General features: G+C 74.9%; 11 protein-coding genes. 5 read left to right on the top strand and 6 right to left on the bottom strand.

Annotated features, from left to right (window positions below; all coding sequences use genetic code 11):
• Window positions 1–103: 103 nt before the first annotated feature.
• The 3 genes from V5D56_RS07790 to V5D56_RS07780 are packed head-to-tail and all read left to right on the top strand — an operon-like array spanning window position 104 to window position 4,020.
• Window positions 104–1,009, top strand: a complete 906-nt coding sequence (locus tag V5D56_RS07790; RefSeq protein WP_435738472.1) for an ABC transporter ATP-binding protein — start codon at window positions 104–106, stop codon at window positions 1,007–1,009.
• A complete protein-coding gene (locus tag V5D56_RS07785; protein ID WP_435738471.1) occupies window positions 1,009–3,780 on the top strand; it encodes an ABC transporter permease in 2,772 nt (923 codons plus the stop codon). Before V5D56_RS07790 ends, V5D56_RS07785 begins: the two co-directional genes overlap by 1 nt.
• 24 nt (window positions 3,781–3,804) lie before the next feature.
• The gene (locus V5D56_RS07780) at window positions 3,805–4,020 is read left to right on the top strand and encodes a hypothetical protein (protein ID WP_435738470.1); all 216 of its coding nucleotides are present in this window, start codon (window positions 3,805–3,807) and stop codon (window positions 4,018–4,020) included.
• 125 nt (window positions 4,021–4,145) lie between these two features.
• Here V5D56_RS07780 and topA read toward each other — a convergent pair whose 3' ends face one another.
• Together topA and V5D56_RS07770 are read right to left on the bottom strand one after the other, a co-directional pair.
• Entirely contained in the window at window positions 4,146–6,962 is a 2,817-nt protein-coding gene (topA, locus tag V5D56_RS07775; protein ID WP_435738469.1) for a type I DNA topoisomerase, read from the bottom strand.
• A 136-nt stretch (window positions 6,963–7,098) separates the two neighbouring features.
• A complete protein-coding gene (locus tag V5D56_RS07770; RefSeq protein WP_435738468.1) occupies window positions 7,099–8,169 on the bottom strand; it encodes a phosphatase PAP2 family protein in 1,071 nt (356 codons plus the stop codon).
• A 138-nt stretch (window positions 8,170–8,307) separates the two neighbouring features.
• Here V5D56_RS07770 and V5D56_RS07765 point away from each other — a divergent pair, with 138 nt between their 5' ends.
• The gene (locus tag V5D56_RS07765) at window positions 8,308–9,012 is read left to right on the top strand and encodes a TetR/AcrR family transcriptional regulator (protein ID WP_435738467.1); all 705 of its coding nucleotides are present in this window, start codon (window positions 8,308–8,310) and stop codon (window positions 9,010–9,012) included.
• Between the two features lie 168 nt (window positions 9,013–9,180).
• On the opposite strand, the gene V5D56_RS07760 is transcribed toward V5D56_RS07765, so the two are convergent.
• Genes V5D56_RS07760 through V5D56_RS07750 form a run of 3 tightly spaced genes read right to left on the bottom strand, consistent with a single transcriptional unit; the run spans window position 9,181 to window position 15,352 of the window.
• Window positions 9,181–12,906, bottom strand: coding sequence for an ATP-binding protein (locus tag V5D56_RS07760; protein ID WP_435738466.1), 3,726 nt, complete (start codon window positions 12,904–12,906; stop codon window positions 9,181–9,183).
• Window positions 12,906–13,679, bottom strand: coding sequence for a DUF4194 domain-containing protein (locus V5D56_RS07755; protein WP_435738465.1), 774 nt, complete (start codon window positions 13,677–13,679; stop codon window positions 12,906–12,908). The genes V5D56_RS07760 and V5D56_RS07755 overlap by 1 nt, the downstream gene beginning before the upstream one ends.
• Complete coding sequence (locus tag V5D56_RS07750; protein ID WP_435738464.1) at window positions 13,676–15,352, bottom strand: DUF3375 domain-containing protein; 1,677 nt, start codon at window positions 15,350–15,352, stop codon at window positions 13,676–13,678. Before V5D56_RS07750 ends, V5D56_RS07755 begins: the two co-directional genes overlap by 4 nt.
• Before the next feature lie 345 nt (window positions 15,353–15,697).
• Between V5D56_RS07750 and V5D56_RS07745 the strand changes: the two genes are divergently transcribed.
• A complete protein-coding gene (locus tag V5D56_RS07745) occupies window positions 15,698–16,366 on the top strand; it encodes a vitamin K epoxide reductase family protein (RefSeq protein ID WP_435738463.1) in 669 nt (222 codons plus the stop codon).
• Window positions 16,367–16,450: 84 nt separating this feature from the next.
• Here V5D56_RS07745 and V5D56_RS07740 read toward each other — a convergent pair whose 3' ends face one another.
• Window positions 16,451–18,124, bottom strand: coding sequence for a DUF7059 domain-containing protein (locus tag V5D56_RS07740; protein ID WP_435738462.1), 1,674 nt, complete (start codon window positions 18,122–18,124; stop codon window positions 16,451–16,453).
• Window positions 18,125–18,184 lie beyond the last annotated feature (60 nt).

The raw sequence follows: 18,184 nt of genomic DNA, 5'->3' as shown, positions 1-18,184 counted from the left end.
GTCCCCCACCGGGCGGACCGAGGACCGGTAGCGCAGGTACGGGACGGAGGGCGTCACCCGCCGGGGTGATGCGCGCCGGCCGTCGTCACGTCACGATGAGGCCATGCCGCGCCACCCTGACGAGGCCTCCGGCCCGACCCCCGCACCCGCCGTCGCGCAGACGGCGACCCCTGAGCCACGCGCGAGCGCGCGCGGGCTCGTCAAGGTCTACGGCACGGGCGACACGGCCGTCCGGGCGCTCGACGAGGTCGACGTCGACTTCGCGCGCGGCCGGCTCACGGCCATCATGGGGCCGTCAGGGTCGGGGAAGTCGACGCTCATGCACTGCCTCGCCGGCCTCGACTCGCCGACGTCGGGCAGCGTCGTGGTCGACGGGCAGGAGATCAGCCGCATGTCGCAGCGGCGGCTCACCGCGCTGCGCCGCACGCGCGTGGGGTTCGTCTTCCAGTCGTACAACCTCGTGCCCACGCTCACGGCGGCGGAGAACATCACGCTCCCGCTGGACATCGCGCGCGCCCCCGTGGACCGCGCCTGGTTCGACGAGGTGGTCGACGCGGTCGGCCTGCGCGACCGGCTGCACCACCGGCCGTCCGAGCTCTCCGGTGGGCAGCAGCAGCGCGTCGCGTGCGCGCGGGCGCTCGTGTCGCGGCCGTCGATCGTGTTCGCCGACGAGCCCACCGGCAACCTCGACTCGCGCTCCGCCGGGGAGGTGCTCACGTTCCTGCGCCGGTCCGTCGACGAGCTCGACCAGACGGTCGTCATGGTCACGCACGACCCGCGCGCGGCGTCGTACGCGCACCGGGTGGTCTTCCTCGCCGACGGGAAGATCTCGGGCGAGCTGCACGACCCGACCCAGCAGGACATCCTCGACGCGCTCGCCGCGACCGCGGGCGAGGCGGACGACGACGGGTCCCGCCCGCCCTCGGTGGCCGACGACGCCCGCGGCACCGACGGCGCCCGCGCGCCCGAGGTGCACGGGCGCCACCTCGCGCCGTCGGACGGGCAGTGATGCTCCGCGTCGCGCTGCGCGGGGTCCGCGCGCACCTCGTGCGCTTCGTGCTGTCGGTGCTCGCCGTGACGCTGGGCGTCGCGTTCGTCGTCGGGACGTTCGCCTTCCGGGGCATGCTGTCCTCGACGTTCGACGACATCATCGCGACGACGCTCGTCGCCGACGTCTACGTCCGCGGCTCCCAGGAGGTCACGGGTGCCGCGCCGCAGGAGGGCGGGAGCGGTGGTGGCGGTGCGACCGGCGGCGGGTTCGCCGCGGAGCGCACGCTCGTGCCCGACGACCTCGTCGCGGTGATCGAGGACGTCGACGGCGTGGACCGCGCCTCCGCCGACATCTCGGGCCCTGCGGTCCTGGTCGCCGCGGACGGCACGGCCGTCGTGACGAACGGACCGCCGAGCGTGGCGCTCGCGGTGGACGAGGAGGACCCGAGCCTCACGCTGCTCGACGGTTCCTGGCCGGGTCCGGGCGACATCGTGCTCGAGGAGAGCGCCGCCGAGGCGGCGGCGCTCGGCACGGGGGACGAGACCACGATCGTGCTCGGCGACGAGCCGCGGCCGGTCACCGTCTCGGGCGTGTTCGGCATCGAGGCCGCCGCTGCCGGGGCCGTGCTCGTCGGCCTCGACGACGCGACCGCGCGCGAGGTCTTCGCACCCGACGGCCAGGTCACGCAGATCGCTGTCTGGGCCGCGGGGAGCGACGGCGGCACGGGAGGCGCCGGTGGCGGTAGCGCCGCCGCGACCGCGGCCGACGAGGAGGCGCTCGCCGAGCGCGTCGAGGCGGTGCTGCCCGACGGCGCGGAGGCCGTGTCCGGCACGCAGGCGCGCGAGGAGGCGAGCGAGGCCGTCGAGGAGGTCCTCGGCTTCGTCGAGACGTTCCTCCTCGTCTTCGCCGCGATCGCCCTGTTCGTCGGCGCGTTCATCATCGCCAACACGTTCCAGATGTCGGTGCGCGAACGGCTGCGCGAGCTCGCGCTGCTGCGCGCCCTGGGGGCATCCCCCGGCCAGGTGTTCTCCTCGGTGCTGACCCAGGCGCTCGCCGTCGGGCTGGTCGGCGGGGCGCTCGGCGTGGCGGGCGGCGCGGCCCTGGTGCGCGTCATCCGCTGGGGTCTGGCCGCCGCCGGGATGGAGTTCTCGGGACGCGTCCCGCTCGGGGGGACGCAGCTCGCGGCAGCGGTCGGGCTGGGCGCGGTGGTGAGCGTCCTCGCGGCGGTCCTGCCCGCGCGTCGGGCCGCGGCGATCCCGCCCGTCCAGGCGATGCGCGACGACGTCGCCCCCGAGCGCGGCACGCTCGCCCGAGCGGTCGGCGGGATCGTGCTCGTCGCGGCCGGCGCGGGCGTCCTGTGGCTCGCCGCGTTCCTCGGGTCGTCCGTCGCGGACGACCCGACCGGGTGGCCGTGGGTCGACGACCTCAGCCCGCGCGTGCTCCTCGGCGTGGGCGCGGGGCTCGTGCTCGTCGGCGTGCTCGTCGGCTCGCCCGCGGTGGCAAGGCCGGTGCTCGCTCTGCTTGCCATGCCCCTCGTGGCCGCGATCCGGCCGCTCGGACGCCTCGCGCGCGGCAACGTCACGCGCAACCCGCGGCGGACCGCGAGCACCGCGGGCGCGCTGCTCATCGGCATGGCGCTCGTGTCGGTCACGGGCGTCATCGCGGCGTCCACGCAGGCGTCGGTGCGAAGCATCGTGGAGACCGAGGTGCGCGCGGACCTCGTCGTCGACTCGGCGACCCAGACGGTCCCCGGCGGCGCGGTCGACGCGGTGCGCGCCGTACCGGGCGCCGAGACCGTCGACACGGTGCGGCTCGGGCTCGCGCCGGTCGCGACGGTCGGGTCGGCCGGGTCGGCCGAGGGCGAGAGCGACGGCGCCGACGAGCCCGGCGGGGAGGCGCGCGGTACCGACGTCGCGGGCGTGCCAGCGACGTTCTTCGAGACGTCGCTCGACCCCGTAGCGCTCCAGGGAGACCCGACGTCGACGCTCGAGGACGGGGACGTCGTCGTGCACCGACGGACTGCGCGCGAGCGTGGCTGGGAGGTGGGCGACACGGTCCGGCTCGGTGGCGAGGGCGGCGTCGAGAGCGGTGCCGGGGACAGCACCGGGGACGGCGTTGCCGCCGGGGCGTCGGTCGAGGCGACCGTGGGCGCGATCATCGACAGCCAGCTCGTGGGCACGGGCATCCTCGTGCGCGACGACGTGTTCGACGACGTCGTCCCTCCCGCCCAGGCGAGCGTGCGGATCGTCTACGTCGGCGCAGCGGACGACGCGAGCACCGCCCAGCTCGACGAGCTCCGGGAGGGCCTGACCGACGCCGTCGCGCCCTACCTCGTGCTGACCGTCCTCGACCGCGAGGAGACGGCGTCGGCGTTCGCGGACCAGGTGGACCAGGTCCTCGTGATCCTCTACGCGCTCCTGGCGCTGTCGATCGTCATCGCGCTGCTCGGCATCGTCAACACGCTCGCGCTGTCCGTCATCGAGCGCACGCGCGAGATCGGGCTGCTGCGAGCCGTCGGGCTGGGACGGCTCCAGCTCGCCGGGATCATCGCGATCGAGTCGGTCCTGACGGCGGTGTACGGGACGGTCCTCGGCGTCGCGACGGGCATCGGGATCGGCGCCGCGCTGCCCGGCGTGCTGGCCGACGAGGGCCTGAGCACGCTCGCGATCCCCTGGGGGCAGGTGCTCGCGATCCTCGGGGCGGCGGTCGTCATCGGGCTGGTCGCGAGCGTCTGGCCCGCGATCCGCGCCGCGCGCCTACCCGTGCTCGACGCGGTCACCGTCGACTGACCCGTGACCTCGCCTCCCGGTTGAGTGCTGGACATTTGTCGTCGTGACGACGATCTGACGACAAATATCCCGCACTCAGCGGAGCGTCACCTCGCCGACGATCCGGTCGTCGGCCCGCTCGAGCAGTCACCCGCACGCCCGAGCGCGCTGTCCCGGGGCCTGTCGCTCTCGGCTGCTCTGGTGGCGCCGGCCACGACCGTCGTCCTCGCCCTCTTCACCGTGCTCACGGCCGACGCCTGACGGGTCGCTGGTCGAACCGGCGTCGACAGAGCGGCCCACGCCGCGAGGTAGAACCGCAGGTCGCGAGGTAGAGCCCCGGGAGCTCTATCTCGCGACCTGCGGTTCTACCTCGACGGAGCCAGGAGCTACTTCGCCGACTTGGCAGCGGGCTTCTTCGCGGGGGCCTTCTTCGCCGCCGGCTTCTTCGCGGGGGTGCGCTTCTTCGCCGGACCCTGCGCGCGCTTCTCCGCGAGGAGCTCGATCGCGCGCTCGGGCGTGATCGACTCCGGCGTGACGTCGCGCGGCAGCGTGCGGTTGGTCTCGCCGTCGGTCACGTAGGCGCCGAACCGGCCGTCCTTGACGACGATCGGCTTGCCGGTCGTCGGGTCGTCGCCGAGCTCGCGCAGCGGCGGGGTCGCGGCGCCCCGGCCGCGGCCGCGCTTGGGCTGCTTGTACAGCTCGAGCGCCTCGTCGAGCGTGACGGTGAACATCGCCTCCTCGCTCGGGAGGGTGCGCGAGTCCGTGCCCTTCTTGATGTACGGACCGTAGCGGCCGTTCTGCGCGGTGATCTCCTCGCCCGACTCCGGGTCCGTGCCGACGACGCGCGGCAGCGACAGGAGCTGCAGGGCGTCCTCGAGGGTGATCGACTCGAGGGTCTGCGTCTTGAGCAGCGAGCCCGTGCGCGGCTTGGGCTGGGCGGCCTTGGCCCGCTTCTGGGCGGCAGCCGACAGGCTCGTGTCGATCGGCGGGAGGTCGAGCACCTCGGTGACGTACGGCCCGTAGCGCCCGGCCTTCGCGATGATCTCGTTCCCGGACACCGGGTCGGTGCCGAGCACCTTGCCGTCGTCCGCCCCGGCGGCGAGCAGCTCACGCGCCTTGGCGACGGTCAGCTCGTCGGGGGCCACGTCGTCGGGCACGGAGGCGCGCGGCGGGTTCTCGCCCTCCTTGACCTCGACCGACAGGTCCTCGACGTAGGGCCCGTAGCGCCCGACGCGCAGCTGGAGGCCTTCGCCGATCGGCACCGAGTTGATGCCGCGCGCGTCGATGTCGCCGAGGTTCTCGACGAGCTCGCGCAGGCCCTCTCCTGACTCGCCCTTGGCGGCGTCGCCGAAGTAGAAGTGCGTGAGCCACTCGACGCGGTCGCGACGCCCGGCGGCGATCTCGTCGAGGTCGGCCTCCATCGCGGCCGTGAACCGGTAGTCGACGAGCCGGTCGAAGTGCTCCTCCAGCAGGCGCACGACGGCGAACGCGAGCCAGCTCGGCACCATCGCCTGGCCGCGCGTCAGGACGTAGCCGCGGTCCTGGATGGTCGAGATGGTCGACGCGTACGTGGACGGGCGGCCGATGCCGAGCTCTTCGAGCGCCTTGACGAGGCTCGCCTCGGTGTAGCGCGGCGGGGCCGACGTCGAGTGGCCGGCCGCCTCGAGGTCCTCGCCCCGCAGCGCGTCACCCTGCGCCATCTGCGGCAGGCGGGCCTCGCCGTCCGTGTCGCCGACCTTGCCGCCGGCGCCGAGCGAGTCCTCCGCGTACCGGTCCACGTCCGAGCTCTCCTCGTACGCCGCGAGGAACCCGCGGAACGTGATGACCGTGCCCGACGCCGCGAACACCGCGTCGTGCCCGGCGACCCCGGCCTCCGTCGTCCCCGGCACGGTGGCGAGCGGCGCGCCCAGGCGCACCGACGCCGTCGAACCCTTGGCGTCGGCCATCTGCGACGCGACCGTGCGCTTCCACACGAGCTCGTAGAGCTTGAACTGGTCGCCGCTGAGCTCCTTGGCGACCTGCGCCGGGGTGCGGAACGAGTCGCCCGCGGGGCGGATGGCCTCGTGCGCCTCCTGCGCGCCCGCGTTCTTCGACGCGTAGACGCGCGGCTTCTCGGGCACGAAGTCCGCGCCGTAGAGCTCGGCGGCCTGCCGCCGGGCCGCGCCCGTCGCCTCGCTCGACAGCGACGGCGAGTCGGTGCGCATGTACGTGATGTACCCGTTCTCGTACAGCGACTGCGCGGTGCGCATCGTCTGGCGCGAGGACATGCGGAGCTTGCGGCTCGCCTCCTGCTGGAGCGTCGACGTCGTGAACGGTGCCGCGGGCCGGCGCGTGTACGGCTTGGTCTCAAGCGAGCGCACGACGAAGTCCGCGTCCGCCAGACCCGCGACGACCGCCCCGGCCGTCGCCTCGTCGAGCTGCCGCACGCCGTCGCGCTGGGCGGCGGGCTTGAGCTGCCCGCGGTCGTCGAAGTCGCGACCGGACGCGACGCGCGCGTCGCCGACCTGGACGAGCCGCGCGCCGAACGCCTTGCCGGCGTCGTCGGGAGCCGCGGCCGCGGCCTCCCCCGCGAGGCCGAACGTGCCGGTGACGTCCCAGTACTCCGCGGCGACGAACGCCATGCGCTCGCGCTCGCGCTCTACGACGAGGCGCGTCGCGACGGACTGCACGCGGCCCGCGGACAGTCCCTGGCGGACCTTGCGCCACAGCACCGGCGAGACCTCGTAGCCGTAGAGCCGGTCGAGGATGCGGCGCGTCTCCTGCGCGTCGACCAGGCTCGTGTCGAGGTCGCGCGTGTTCTGCAGCGCCCGCTGGATCGCCTCGCGCGTGATCTCGTGGAACACCATGCGCTTCACGGGGACCTTGGGCTTGAGCGCCTCGAGCAGGTGCCACGCGATGGCCTCGCCCTCGCGGTCCTCGTCGGTCGCGAGGTAGAGCTCGTCGGCGTCCTTGAGCGCGCGCTTGAGCTCCGCGACCTTCTTCTTCTTGTCCGCGTAGACCTCGTAGTACGGGTCGAACCCGTTGTCGACGTCGACCGCGAACTTCCCGTACGGGCCCTTCTTCATGTCCGCGGGCAGCTCCGACGGCTGCGGCAGGTCCCGGATGTGCCCGACGCTCGCCTCGACCTCGTAGTCGTCGCCGAGGTAGCCCTGGATCTTGCGAGCCTTGGCGGGCGACTCGACGATCACGAGCTTGCGTGGCATCCCATCCTGCTTTCGTCGGTACGAAGTGTGTTCCGTGCGCCGGGCTCTCGGGGGCACCGGTCGGGCGCGCTGTCGGCGTCTCCCGGGCCGCAGACCGGGCAGCCTACGACGTTACGCCATCCGCGCCTGCGGCACCCTACCGCTGAACCCCGGCGGCGACCGGACGAGCCGTGGACTGGCGGACGAGCAGCAGCAGCGCGAAGGCGCAGGCCGTCACCGCGGTCACGCCGGCGACGCCGCCGAGGTAGGCGGTCGCCTCCTGCGCGGTCGTCGTGTCCCACGTCGCCGGGGTCGCGCGCATCGCCCACAGGGCGGCGGCGCCGGACGCCGCCGCGCCCAGGAACAGGAGCACCGCCGTGACGACGGACCCCGGCGAGGCGCCCGCACGCGGGTCGAGCGACGAGCGCGGCGTGAACGCGCACACGAGCGCGCCCCACGCGAGCACCACGAGGACGGCCGCGACGACGTCGCTCGGCCGGTGCCACTGGCCGACGAGCGTCGAGACGCCGATGGCGGCCGTGTACGCCCCACCGAGCACCGCCACCAGCGGACGCCCACCGCGCGGCACCACGAGAAGCAGCGCCGCCGCGACCGACGCCGCGACGGTGGTGTGCCCGCTCGGCAACGAGTTGTCGGCCGTCCACCCGCCGATGAGGTTCTCGCGCCCGAGGAGAACGTGCTTGACCGCCTGGGTCGTCACGTTGGCCCCCACCACGAGGAAGGCCACCTGCACCGCGAGGCCCCAGCGACGCCGGACGACGGCGATCGCCATCGCCGCGGCGAGACCGCCGACGACGAACGTCACCGAGACCGTGTCGAGCACCGGCTCGCCGAGCGTCCACAGCCGGCCCTGCCCGTTCACGGCGCCGTCGAACGCCGCACGCTCGAGCATCTGGCCCGCGTAGGTGTCGACGAAGAACCGCCACACGGCCCACGCGAGCGCCGCCGCGAGGAGGGCGACCAGCCCCGCCACGACCCGGGGGGCGACCCGCGCCGTCGGGCCGGGCTGCGTCGTCGGGCCGGGCTGCGTCGTCGGGCCGGGCTGCGTCGTCGGGCGGGACGCGCCTGCCTGCGGACGGGCCGGCGGCGCGGCGGGCGACCCCGCGTACGGCCCCGTCGGCCCGGCCGGAGCGACGACGGGCAGCGGGCGCGTCCCGGTCCCGCCACCGGTCGGCAGCGGTCGCGTCGGCGCGTGGTCGGACGGCATCCTCCCACCGTAGGCGACGTCTGTGGGAGTTCGGGAAAGACGTCGAGCAGGAACTGTCCCGCCAGGACGGCGCGGCGAGCGGTCCGCGCCGGCCGACGGAGCCGGGCCGACGTCGCGCGCAGCAGTAGGCTGGCGAGCATGACCGACGTCTCCTCGCGGCCGCTCCCTGCGGACGGTGGCGCGCGCGTCCGTCCGGCACGGCGGCCCCGCCCCGAGACGCTCGCGCGGCGCGAGGAGATCCTCCGCGCGGCGATGAAGGTGTTCGGCTCGCGGGGGTACCACCAGGGTTCGCTGGCCGAGGTCGCGGAGCAGGTCGGCATCACGCACGCGGGCGTCCTGCACCACTTCGGGTCGAAGGACCGGCTCCTCACCGCCGTCCTCGAGTTCCGCGACCGGGAGGACGTCGAGCACCTCGAGGGTCGGCACATCCCCGGGGGCCTCGACCTGTTCCGGCACCTCGTGACGACTGCCGCGATCAACGCCGAGCGCCCGGGCATCGTCCAGGCGTACACCGTCATCGCCGGCGAGGCCGTCACCGACGGCCATCCCGCGAGCGCGTGGGTCACGGCGCGGTTCGCGGGTCTCCGCGCCGACATCGCGGGTGCGCTGCGTGAGGTCGTCGAGGAGCGCCGCGCCGCGGGTACCGACGACGTGGACCTCGAGCTCGACGACGCGGCGCTCGACCGCGCGGCCTCGTCGATCATCGGCGTCATGGACGGCCTCCAGACGCAGTGGCTCCTCGACCCGGACGCCGTCGACCTCGCGGGGGCGACGGCCTTCGCGATCGAGGCGATCCTCGCGGCCACCCTCGCGGGCGCGAGCCGCCCGCGACCGCTGGACTGAACCACCCGCCGTCGGGCACCCTTCCCACCGCGGTCGGTCCCGGGCGTGCTACGGCGTGCTCAGGCCCGCGAGAGAGAACCGTGGTCACCGAAGTAGAGCCCCGGTCCGCGAGATAGAGCTCTGGTCGCGTGACCACGGCTCTACGTCGGCGACCAGGGCTCTCTCTCGTCAGGGAAGGGTAGCCGGCTCGGTGTCACGGCTGCCGTCGCCCTCGCGGAGCTCGTGGTTCTCGCGGCCGTCTCGGTAGGCGTCGATCGTCAGAGTCCGGAGGCGCGACGAGCGCCCCGTCGGGTTGTCCACGAACCCGACCGCGGAGATGTACGGCTCGATGACGTGGATCTTCTGCAGCGGCGTGACGATGAGCAGCTGGAGCCCGAGGCGGCGGAACAGCTCGAGCGCGAACCGCGTCGACTCGTCCGAGCCCCGCCCGAACGCCTCGTCGATGACGACGAACCGGAACGCCGTCGAGCGCACCGCGCCCCAGTCGAGCTTGAACTGGTACGCGAGCGACGCGGCGAGGATCGTGTACGCGAGCTTCTCCTTCTGCCCGCCGGACTTGCCGCCGGAGTCGGAGTAGTGCTCGTGCTCGGAGTCGTCCGCGCGCGACCGCTCCGACGCCGACAGCACGAACCAGTTGCGCACGTCGGTCACGCGTCGGCGCCACGCGTCGTCGAGGTCCGTCATGCCCTCGCGCCCGCGGAAGCGTTCGACGAGCGCCTTGACGCGCAGGAACCGGTCCTCGGAGTAGGACAGCGCGCCGTCGGCCGCGGACCCGTCGCCCTCGGCGAGCGCGCGGTCGTCCTCGGCGAGGATGCCGTCGCCGTCGGTGCACGCGCGCAGGTCCTGCTGGAACTCGCGCACCTCGACGTTCGGCGTGCGCGACACCTCGAGCCGGATGTACCGCCCGGGGTTGTAGTCGATCGCGCGCAGGGAGTCGTTGATCGTGTCGATGCGGTCGCGGATGAGGTCCGCCTGCTTGGCGAGCTCCGCGGCGAACCCGGCGATGTCGCGGATCGCGTTGGTGTTGAGGTACGCCTTGAAGTCGGCCTCGAAGCGCGGCAGGTCGTCGCGCACCAGCCGGTCGTGGATCTCGCGGTAGCCGTCGGCGGAGCGCACGTCGGCGTCGAGCTCCGCGGTCTCGACGGGGTACGCCGACCGGAACGCTGCCATCTGCCCGGCGATGCGCGTACCGAGGTCCGCGCGTTCCCGCTGCGCCTGCTCGGCCTCGGCCGTGAGGCGTGACCGCACCGCGTTCTCGACGGCGTCCAGGTCGGCCGCGCGCGTCGGCCCTCCTGCCGAGCCGGCCGGCCCGTCCCCCGCGCGCGCACCCGCCGTCGTCCCGACCGACGCGAGCTCGCGGTCGAACTCCTCGGCGAGCGCCGCCGTCGTCTCCTCGTCGAGCGCCTCGCCGGCGCCGTCGAGCACCGCGCGAGCCCGGTCGCGCGCCGTCCGCGCCTCGTCGAGCGCGTGCCGGTCGGCGCCGAGCGTCGCGACGACGCTGTCGCGCTCCGCCTCGAGCCCGGCCTGGCGGTCGGCGATCTCGGCGAGCGCCCCTGCGATGCGGCCGAGCTCGTCGCTCGCCTGCTCGAGACGGCTCTTCTCCGCCTCGAGCTCGGCGATGCGCGCGACCTCCGCGCGCCAGTCCAGTTCGTCCCAGTCCCGGTACACGTCCGCCCGGCCCAGGGCCGCCGACCGCTCCTGCAGGTCCGCCCGCCGGGCGGCCGCCGCGTCACGACGCCGCGCCAGCGCGTCCCGGCGCGAGGTCACCTCGGCCGCCTGCTCCAGCAGGGCGTCGACCTTCGCCTGCGTCGACCAGCCGAGCACGTACCCGCGGCGGTCGTCGACGGCGCGCACGTCGTTCTTCTCGTGGTGGTCCGGCGAGTGCTTGACCTGGCCGGACCGGGTGACGGCCCGCGGGAGCCGACGGAACGCGTCGAGGTCGTCGGCGCACGCGTGGTCGGCGCGGCGCTCGATCTCGGCCTCGACCCACGCGGTGAGCGCGGGCGCGCCGTCGAGCGTGCGGACGTCGAGCAGGTCGGCGAGCACGAGCGCGCCGTCGGGCCGCTCGGCGGGCCGGGGCGCGCCGACGCGCTCGGGCACCCGGTGATAGACGAGCCGCAGCCCGAGGTGCTCGCGGTCGACCCACGCGGCGACGGCCTCGTAGTGCGCCGCGGGCACGAGCAGCGACAGCGCGAAGCCGCGCAGCACGCGCTCGGCCGCGCCCTCCCACGCCTCGTGCTCGGGACGGACGGCGAGCAGCTCGCCCACGAACGGCAGGTCGTCCGGCGTCAGCCCGACCCCGGCGCACAGGCGGTCGCGCACGTCGAGGTGGGTCCGCGGCAGGTTGGAGCGTCGGTCGGCGAGGCTCGCGAGCTCGGCCTTGACCTCCGCGGTCTCCTGCTCCACGGCGCGCAGCAGCCCGCCGACGTCCGCGACCTCCTCCTCGGCCCGGGTGAGCCCGTCGCGCACGACCGCCGCCGCGGCGTCGACCTCGCGGCGCAGCGCCGCGAACGCCTCGGCGTCGACGAGAGCGTCCGCGAGCGCCCGCACGGCCGCACCCTCGCCGCGGGACCCGGGCTCGTGCGGCACGGAGCCCTCACCGTCGCTGCCGAACCCCGGCTTGTGCGGCGCTGGAGCGTCTTCCTGCCGCGTAACCCGGGGTTCGGCACCGGACCCGTCCGCGGCGGGAGCGTCGGCACGGGGGGTGAGCGTGAGCCCCGCCCGGACCGCGTAGCCCGCGAGCTGCGTCGCGCGGCGCTCCCGGGCGGTGCGCTCGACCTCGCGCCGGGCGATCTCGCCCTCGATCGCGGCGAGCCGGTCACCACCGTGCCCCGCGCGCTCGAGCTCGAGCCGCTGCCGTTCCGCCCTGAGCTCCTCCAGGGCCGACGACGCGCTCGCCCGCCGCGACTCGCCGTCCGTGACCCGCTCCTCGAGCGCGCCGATGAGCCCGTCGAGGTCCGCGACCCGTCGCGACGCCGTGAACGCGCGCAGCGCGTCGCGCCGCGCCGTCACCGCCTCCGCACGCCGGCCGAGCGCGTCGTGCGCGTCGACGTCCGCGAGCAGCGGCGCGAGGCGGTCGATCTGCGCGGTCGCGCGGACCACGGCGTCGTGCGCGGACGTCAGGTCGTCGAAGTGGGCGACGAGCCGGTCGGTCCAGCGGTCGGCGTCGAACGGCTCGAGCATGTGCTCGCGCACGAACTCCCCGAGGTCCCCGACGGACTTCATCGACACCGTCTGGTGGAACAGGTCCATCGCCTGGTCGGACGGGATGCCCAGGAGCCGGCGGAAGTCCCGCCCGTACTCGGGGAAGTGGTCGCGCACCTGCGCTCCCGACTCCCGGAGCCGACGCCGCAGCGCCGCGACGTCGCCCCCGAACCCGGCGAAGTCCTCGGTGATCGTCAGCGGCCGGTCCGTCGTGACGAAGAACCGGTCCGGCTGCCCCGACTGGCCCGGCGCGAGCCAGAACACCTGCGCGAGCGTCACCTGCTGGTCGAAGCCGCGGTTCGCGAACCGCCCGAGCACGACCGAGTACGTGCCGCGCTCGCGCAGCCCGACGTGGCGCGTCGTCCCCGTCGCCTCGTCGCGCTCCGCCTTGAAGTGGCCCGCGACGTACGAGCGCAGCGACCGCTCGCGCGCGCCCGCGCCCGCCGCCTTGTTGTACGAGATGCGGTGCGACGGCACGAGGAGCGTCGTCACGGCGTCCACGATGGTCGACTTGCCGGAGCCGATGTCGCCGGTCAGCAGCGCGTTGCGCCCGTCGAGGTCGAACGCCCACACGCGCTGGTCGAACGTGCCCCAGTTGAGGACCTCGAGGCGGTCGAGCCGGAAGCCGGCGCGCGCGTCGAGGTCGGTCGCCGGGTCGTGCAGCTCGACCGGGCTGAACAGGCCCTCCATCACTCCACCGTCCCCGTCTGCGCGACCGCTGCCGCGCCGCCCGCCGCTCTCGTCCCGGTGCTCCCGGGCGTGCCCGTGCCGTCGTCCCGGCCCGCGGCCACCTCCAGGTACTGCGCGAGCCGCGCGTCGAGGTCCGCGAGCCACTGCGCGTCGACGAACGCCTTGAGCACGCGGCGGACCTCGAACCGACGCGCGTCGCCCTCACCCTCCCCGGGCGGACCGGCCGGGTCGGCGGCCCCCGGACCCGGCCCCGCGTCGTCGGGCAGCGCCTGACGGCCCGCGGGACGCAGGAACCCCAGCTCGACGACGCGCCGCACGAGCGCGTCGACGCGGTCCACGAGGCGCGCCTCGTTCGTCGCCGCGCCGGCGTCCTGCGCGAGGAAGACGCGCAGCAGCTCGACGATCTCGGAACGCGTCAGGACGAGGCGCGTGTCCCCGCCCTCGGAGTCGGACTGGGCGAGCCGCTTGCGCAGCAGCGCGAGCAGCAGGCTCACGTCGAACGGCAGCTCCCGGCGCGGGATCAGCCGCGGCACGCGCTCGTCGCGCTCGTGCTCCGGCTGCGAGCGCAGGTACGCGTACCCGTCGCCCTCGTCGACGACGACCTGCAGGCCGAGCATCGCGACGGCGTCGCGCACCTGGGCCTCGTGCGCGAGCAGGTCGCGCCACGTCTCCTCGCCCGACTCGCGGTACACGACCCCCTTGAGCAGGGACGTGACGACGACGGACAGCTCCGGGCTGCGCGCGGGGCGGGTCGTGCTCGCCGGTGTGCTCACTGCTCCTCCTCGGGGCGGGTCGGGCCGGGCGCGCCCGACGCGGCCGCAGGGGTGCGCCGCGCGTAGGTCACGCGCGGCAGTCGTGCGACACGCACCACCGGGTCGGGCGCGGGCGCGTCCTCGGGCCGGTCGTCGGCGTGCCCGACGGCGGGCGGCAGCTCCCCGAGCCAGCTCACCTCGTCGGTCGCCTCGTCGTCGTGCACGACGGCGAAGCGCGGGTCGTCGAGCGACAGGTACGACACGAGCTCCGCGAGACCGTGCTCGAGCGGGGCGTCGCGGACCAGCTCGCCGAGCGAGACCTGGCTGCGACCGCCGGGACGCGACAGCACGTCCCGCACCGTGCGGGCGAGGCGCTCGGGGTCGACGTGCACCTGCTCGTAGAGCGCGGCGACCTCGAAGTCCTCGTCGCCCTCCTCGACGTGGTCGGAGTCGAGCCGGGCGCTCGGCCGCGGCGTGAACAGAGGTCGCTCGGTCGGGAGGACCACCTCGGGCGCGACCGCGTCGATCACCATCCCGGGCGGGCCCGCGGTGGTCGTGCCGGGCGGCGTGCGGACCGCTCCCCGTGCGACGTCGCGGGCCGCGAGCGCCTTCGCCTCGATCCCGCGCAGGATGTCCATGACGCGACGGTTCTCGAGCCACACCTGGTCGTCGAGGAAGCGGCGCAGCTGCTCGGAGAGCGTGCGGACCGTGGCCTGCGTGCGCTCCCCGGCGTCGAGCCAGTCGTAGTGGATGCGCCGCAGGCGGCGGTGCCCGGCATCTCGGGCGGTGTCGTGCGGGGCCTCGTGCGCGGCCTCGTGCGCGGCGTCCCGCCCGACGGCCGGCGCGACGTCCGCGGCGATCGCGTCGAGCGCCTGCACCTGGTCGACGAGCGCGGCGAACTCCTCCTGGCGCCGACGGTCGAGGAGGAAGTCGTAGAACGCGTGGAACGAGCGGCCCTGGTCCGACTCGGCGATCGCGGTGCGCGAGCGCACGACCTCCTCGAGCAGCTCGCCCTTCGCGCCGTCCCACCCCGTGATGCGCTCGCGCAGCGCGCGGTCGAGGGAGCGGAAGTTGGCCTCGACCTCGCGGAAGTCGGACAGGAGGTCGGCCGCGGTCTGCGTGAGCTGCTGGTACCGGTCGCGCTGCGCCGCGGCGTCGAGGACGGCGACGCGGCCCGCGCGCACCTGGGCGATCTCGTCGTCGATCCGGTCGCGCCGCTCCTCGAGCTCGCGCAGGCGCTCCGCCGGGTCGGTCTGGGCGCCGACCGTGAGCTGGCGCAGCAGCTCGAACACGGTGTTGAGCCGCGACTCGGTGCCGACGAACGCCCGCCCCCGCAGGGACGCGACCCAGCGCACGGCCTGCTCGACGGCGGGCGTCGCGTCGTAGTGCGGCTCGGTCGAACCCGGCGGGTACCACGCGCGCAGCCAGGCCTGGTCGGGGTGCGCCCAGTGGTCGACGTACGCCTGCGGGCTGCGCGGGTAGCGCGGTTCCGACGAGCCGCCGCGCTCCGCACGACGCAGGGCCCAGAGGTGGTCGTCGAGCCGCGCGACGAGCTCCGACTCGGGGATGGCCCGCACGTTCTCCTCGACGAACACCGTGCCGAGGAACGACAGCACGAGCGGCGCCGTGTCCGCGCGGAGCAACCGCCACGCCGCGTTCGATCGTCGCAGGGCGTCGACGTCGTCGTGCAGCACGCAGGTCCTCTCGGGTCGTCCGGTCGTTCTCGGGGGGCGCCGTCGGCAGGGCTCGCGAGCGAGCCGCGCGCGCGACGCGCCCCGTGATCCTAGGTCGCCCGGCCGCCGTCGTGCGGCAGCGCCACGGGCCGCGCGGCGATCGTGCCTCGCTCGACCCCGGGTGCGTCGCTCGCCGTGAGGTCGGGACCATGGTCCCTGTCGCCCGACGGCGCCTGGTTCCTACGCTGGAGCCCGGCGCCTGGCCGGCAGCGCGCCCACCCTGCCGGCCGGACGCCGCTCTCGCGCACCGGAGGACCGGTGCGCCGTCTGCCCGCGGGCACCTGGTCCGCGACCGGAGGACCGCCCATGAGCGACCCGACCACCACCCTCACGTCGGGCAAGCGGGACGTGACGGGGTTCGACCCGTTCGAGCGCCCCACCGGCTGGTCGCACTCCCGGACGGTGCTGTTCGGCGAGATGCTCGTGTTCGGGCTGCTCAGCCTCGTCGCGGCGTTCGTGCTGTCGTACGACGCCGTGCTGCTCGCCGCGAACCCGACCGCCACGCTGTCGTGCGACGTCAACACCGTCCTGTCGTGCGGGACGGTCGCGCAGTCGTGGCAGGCGCAGGTGTTCGGCTTCCCCAACGCGTTCCTCGGGATGATCGCCGAGCCCGTCGTCATCACGACGGCGGTCGCCGCGCTCGGCGGGGTGCGGTTCCCTCGGTGGTTCCTCTTCTCGGCGCAGTGCGTGTACTTCCTGGGCGTCGTGTTCGCGTACTGGCTCTTCTACCAGTCGATGGTCGTCATCGGCGCGCTGTGCCCGTGGTGCCTGCTCATCACCGTCTCGACGACGCTCGTCTTCGCGTCCCTGCTCCACTGGAACGTGATCGAGGACAACCTCTACCTCCCGCGGCGCGCGCAGACGAGGCTGCTCGGCTTCGTGCGGTCGGGCGCGTACGGGTACCTCGTCGGGGCGTGGCTCGTGGGCCTCGCGATCCTGGTGGTGCTGAAGTACGGCCCCGCGCTGTTCGCGTAGCCGCCTCGGGGTCGGGTCTCGGCGCGACGTCGGATCCCACCTGCGGGAGGCCGATATCCGTGCCGGGTCGGCGGGACGGTCTCGCTAGGGTGCGTCCGAGAGGAGGAACCCGTCGCGGACGAGACCGCGCACGCCCGGGAGGAGCTCGGCGGCGAGGTCCTCGGCCGGGACCTCGAACAGCGACGCGATGGCGCCCACGAGCTGCCCGACGCTCAGCTCGCCGTCGCTCGCGCCGACGAGCGCGGCGAGGCCCGTCGAGGCGTGGACCGCGCGGCCGAGCCCGCCGCCCTGGCGCAGGAGCACGACGCTCGGGTCGGCCGCGCCCGGTGTGTGGAACCGCTCCTCGGTGACGTCCTGCGCGACGGTCAGCCGCTCGTCCGCGAGGGCCGCGTCGTCGTGGGCCCCGAGCCAGTCGTGGGCCGCGAGCGACGCCGCGAGGTGGGCGCCGAGCGGCTGGTGGACGGATCCCGTGTGCTCCTCGAGGCGGCGCAGCGTGGGGACGCCCGAGACCGGGCGCCGCAGCGTGACGATCCCGAACCCGACCGCCTCGACGTCACGCGTGGCGAAGTCGTCGAGCCACGCGTCATAGGCGGAGGCCCAGGCGCCCGGCTCGCGGTCGGCGGTCGTGCCGCCGTCGCGGATCCACGTCTCGGCGTACTCCGCGGGGTCCAGCACCTCGCGCTGGATCACCCAGCCGTCGAGCCCGGCGGCGTCGAGCCACGCTCCGACGCGCTCGGTCCACGGCTCGCCGCGGCGGTGCTCCCAGTTGCCGAGGAGCTGTGCGACGCCGCCCGGGGCGAGCACGGCGCCGACGCCGGTGACGAGGTCGCGCACGACGTCGTCCCCGGCACGGCCGCCGTCCCGGTACTCGTACTCGGTGACGCCTGCGCCGCCGCCCGTCGCCCGCGGCGTGATGACGAACGGCGGGTTGGACACGACGAGGTCGAACGTCTCCCCCGCGACGGGCTCGAGCATCGACCCGGACCGCAGGTGGATCGCGCCCGCGCCCGTCCCGGGCTCGCCGGGCGTCAGGTCGAGCGCGGCGTTGAAGGCGGTGAACCCGAGCGCGCGTGCGGAGATGTCGGTCGCGACGACGTGGCGCGCGTGCCGGGCCGCGTGCAGCGCCTGGATGCCGCAGCCCGTGCCGAGGTCGAGCACCCGGTCGACGGCGGTGCGCATCGTCACCTGGGCGAGCGTCAGCGACGCGCCCCCGGCCCCGAGGACGTGGTCGGCGGCGAGGCGTCGGTCGGTCGCGAGCTCGCCGAGGTCGGACGAGAGCCACCACGAGACGGGGCCCGCGGCGTCCGACGACGCGTAGGGGCGCAGGTCGACCAGCGCGCGCACCGCGTCGTCGGGCGCTCCCCCGGCTACCTCGACGAGACCGAGGCGCACCGCGCCGTCCGTCCCGGTCCGCGCGAGCGCCGCGTCGAGGGCGCGGCGCGGGACGTCGTCGCCGAGGAGGAAGAGGGCGGTCAGGGTCCCCACCGCGTCGTCCGTGCCCGACGACGCCCCGTGCTCGCGCGCCTCGTCTCGCCCCGGACCAGGCCAGGCTCCGCGCAGCACCCGCCGCGCAGGGACCGCCTGCTCCCGGTGCAGCGCCGCGGCGGCCACCGGACCGAGCCGGCGCTCGACCCCGTCGACGGTGAAGTCGGCAGCGCCGAGGTCGGCGCGCAGGTCGTCGACAGCCCTCTGGAGCGCGTCCGGGGCGAGGCCCGTCCCGGGCGGAGGCGGGCTCGACGGGGCGTGGGGTGCGGGCATGGGTCCATCCTGCGGGATCCGGGCGCCGACGGCCCGCACGCGGTCCGCCGGGCACGACGG

The sequence above is a fragment of the Cellulosimicrobium sp. PMB13 genome (assembly GCF_051294865.1).
Classification (GTDB): Bacteria; Actinomycetota; Actinomycetes; order Actinomycetales; family Cellulomonadaceae; genus Cellulosimicrobium.
This window is presented reverse-complemented; position numbering and strand designations above follow the sequence as displayed.

Bases quoted from the DNA above. Each gene is read 5' to 3' on its own strand.
- V5D56_RS07785 (WP_435738471.1), top strand. From the start codon at position 1,009: ATGCTCCGCGTCGCGCTGCGCGGGGTCCGCGCGCACCTCGTGCGCTTC.
- V5D56_RS07790 (WP_435738472.1), top strand. From the start codon at position 104: ATGCCGCGCCACCCTGACGAGGCCTCCGGCCCGACCCCCGCACCCGCC.
- V5D56_RS07765 (WP_435738467.1), top strand. From the start codon at position 8,308: ATGACCGACGTCTCCTCGCGGCCGCTCCCTGCGGACGGTGGCGCGCGC.
- topA (WP_435738469.1), bottom strand. From the start codon at position 6,962: ATGCCACGCAAGCTCGTGATCGTCGAGTCGCCCGCCAAGGCTCGCAAG.
- V5D56_RS07760 (WP_435738466.1), bottom strand. From the start codon at position 12,906: ATGGAGGGCCTGTTCAGCCCGGTCGAGCTGCACGACCCGGCGACCGAC.
- V5D56_RS07745 (WP_435738463.1), top strand. From the start codon at position 15,698: ATGAGCGACCCGACCACCACCCTCACGTCGGGCAAGCGGGACGTGACG.
- V5D56_RS07770 (WP_435738468.1), bottom strand. From the start codon at position 8,169: ATGCCGTCCGACCACGCGCCGACGCGACCGCTGCCGACCGGTGGCGGG.
- V5D56_RS07740 (WP_435738462.1), bottom strand. From the start codon at position 18,124: ATGCCCGCACCCCACGCCCCGTCGAGCCCGCCTCCGCCCGGGACGGGC.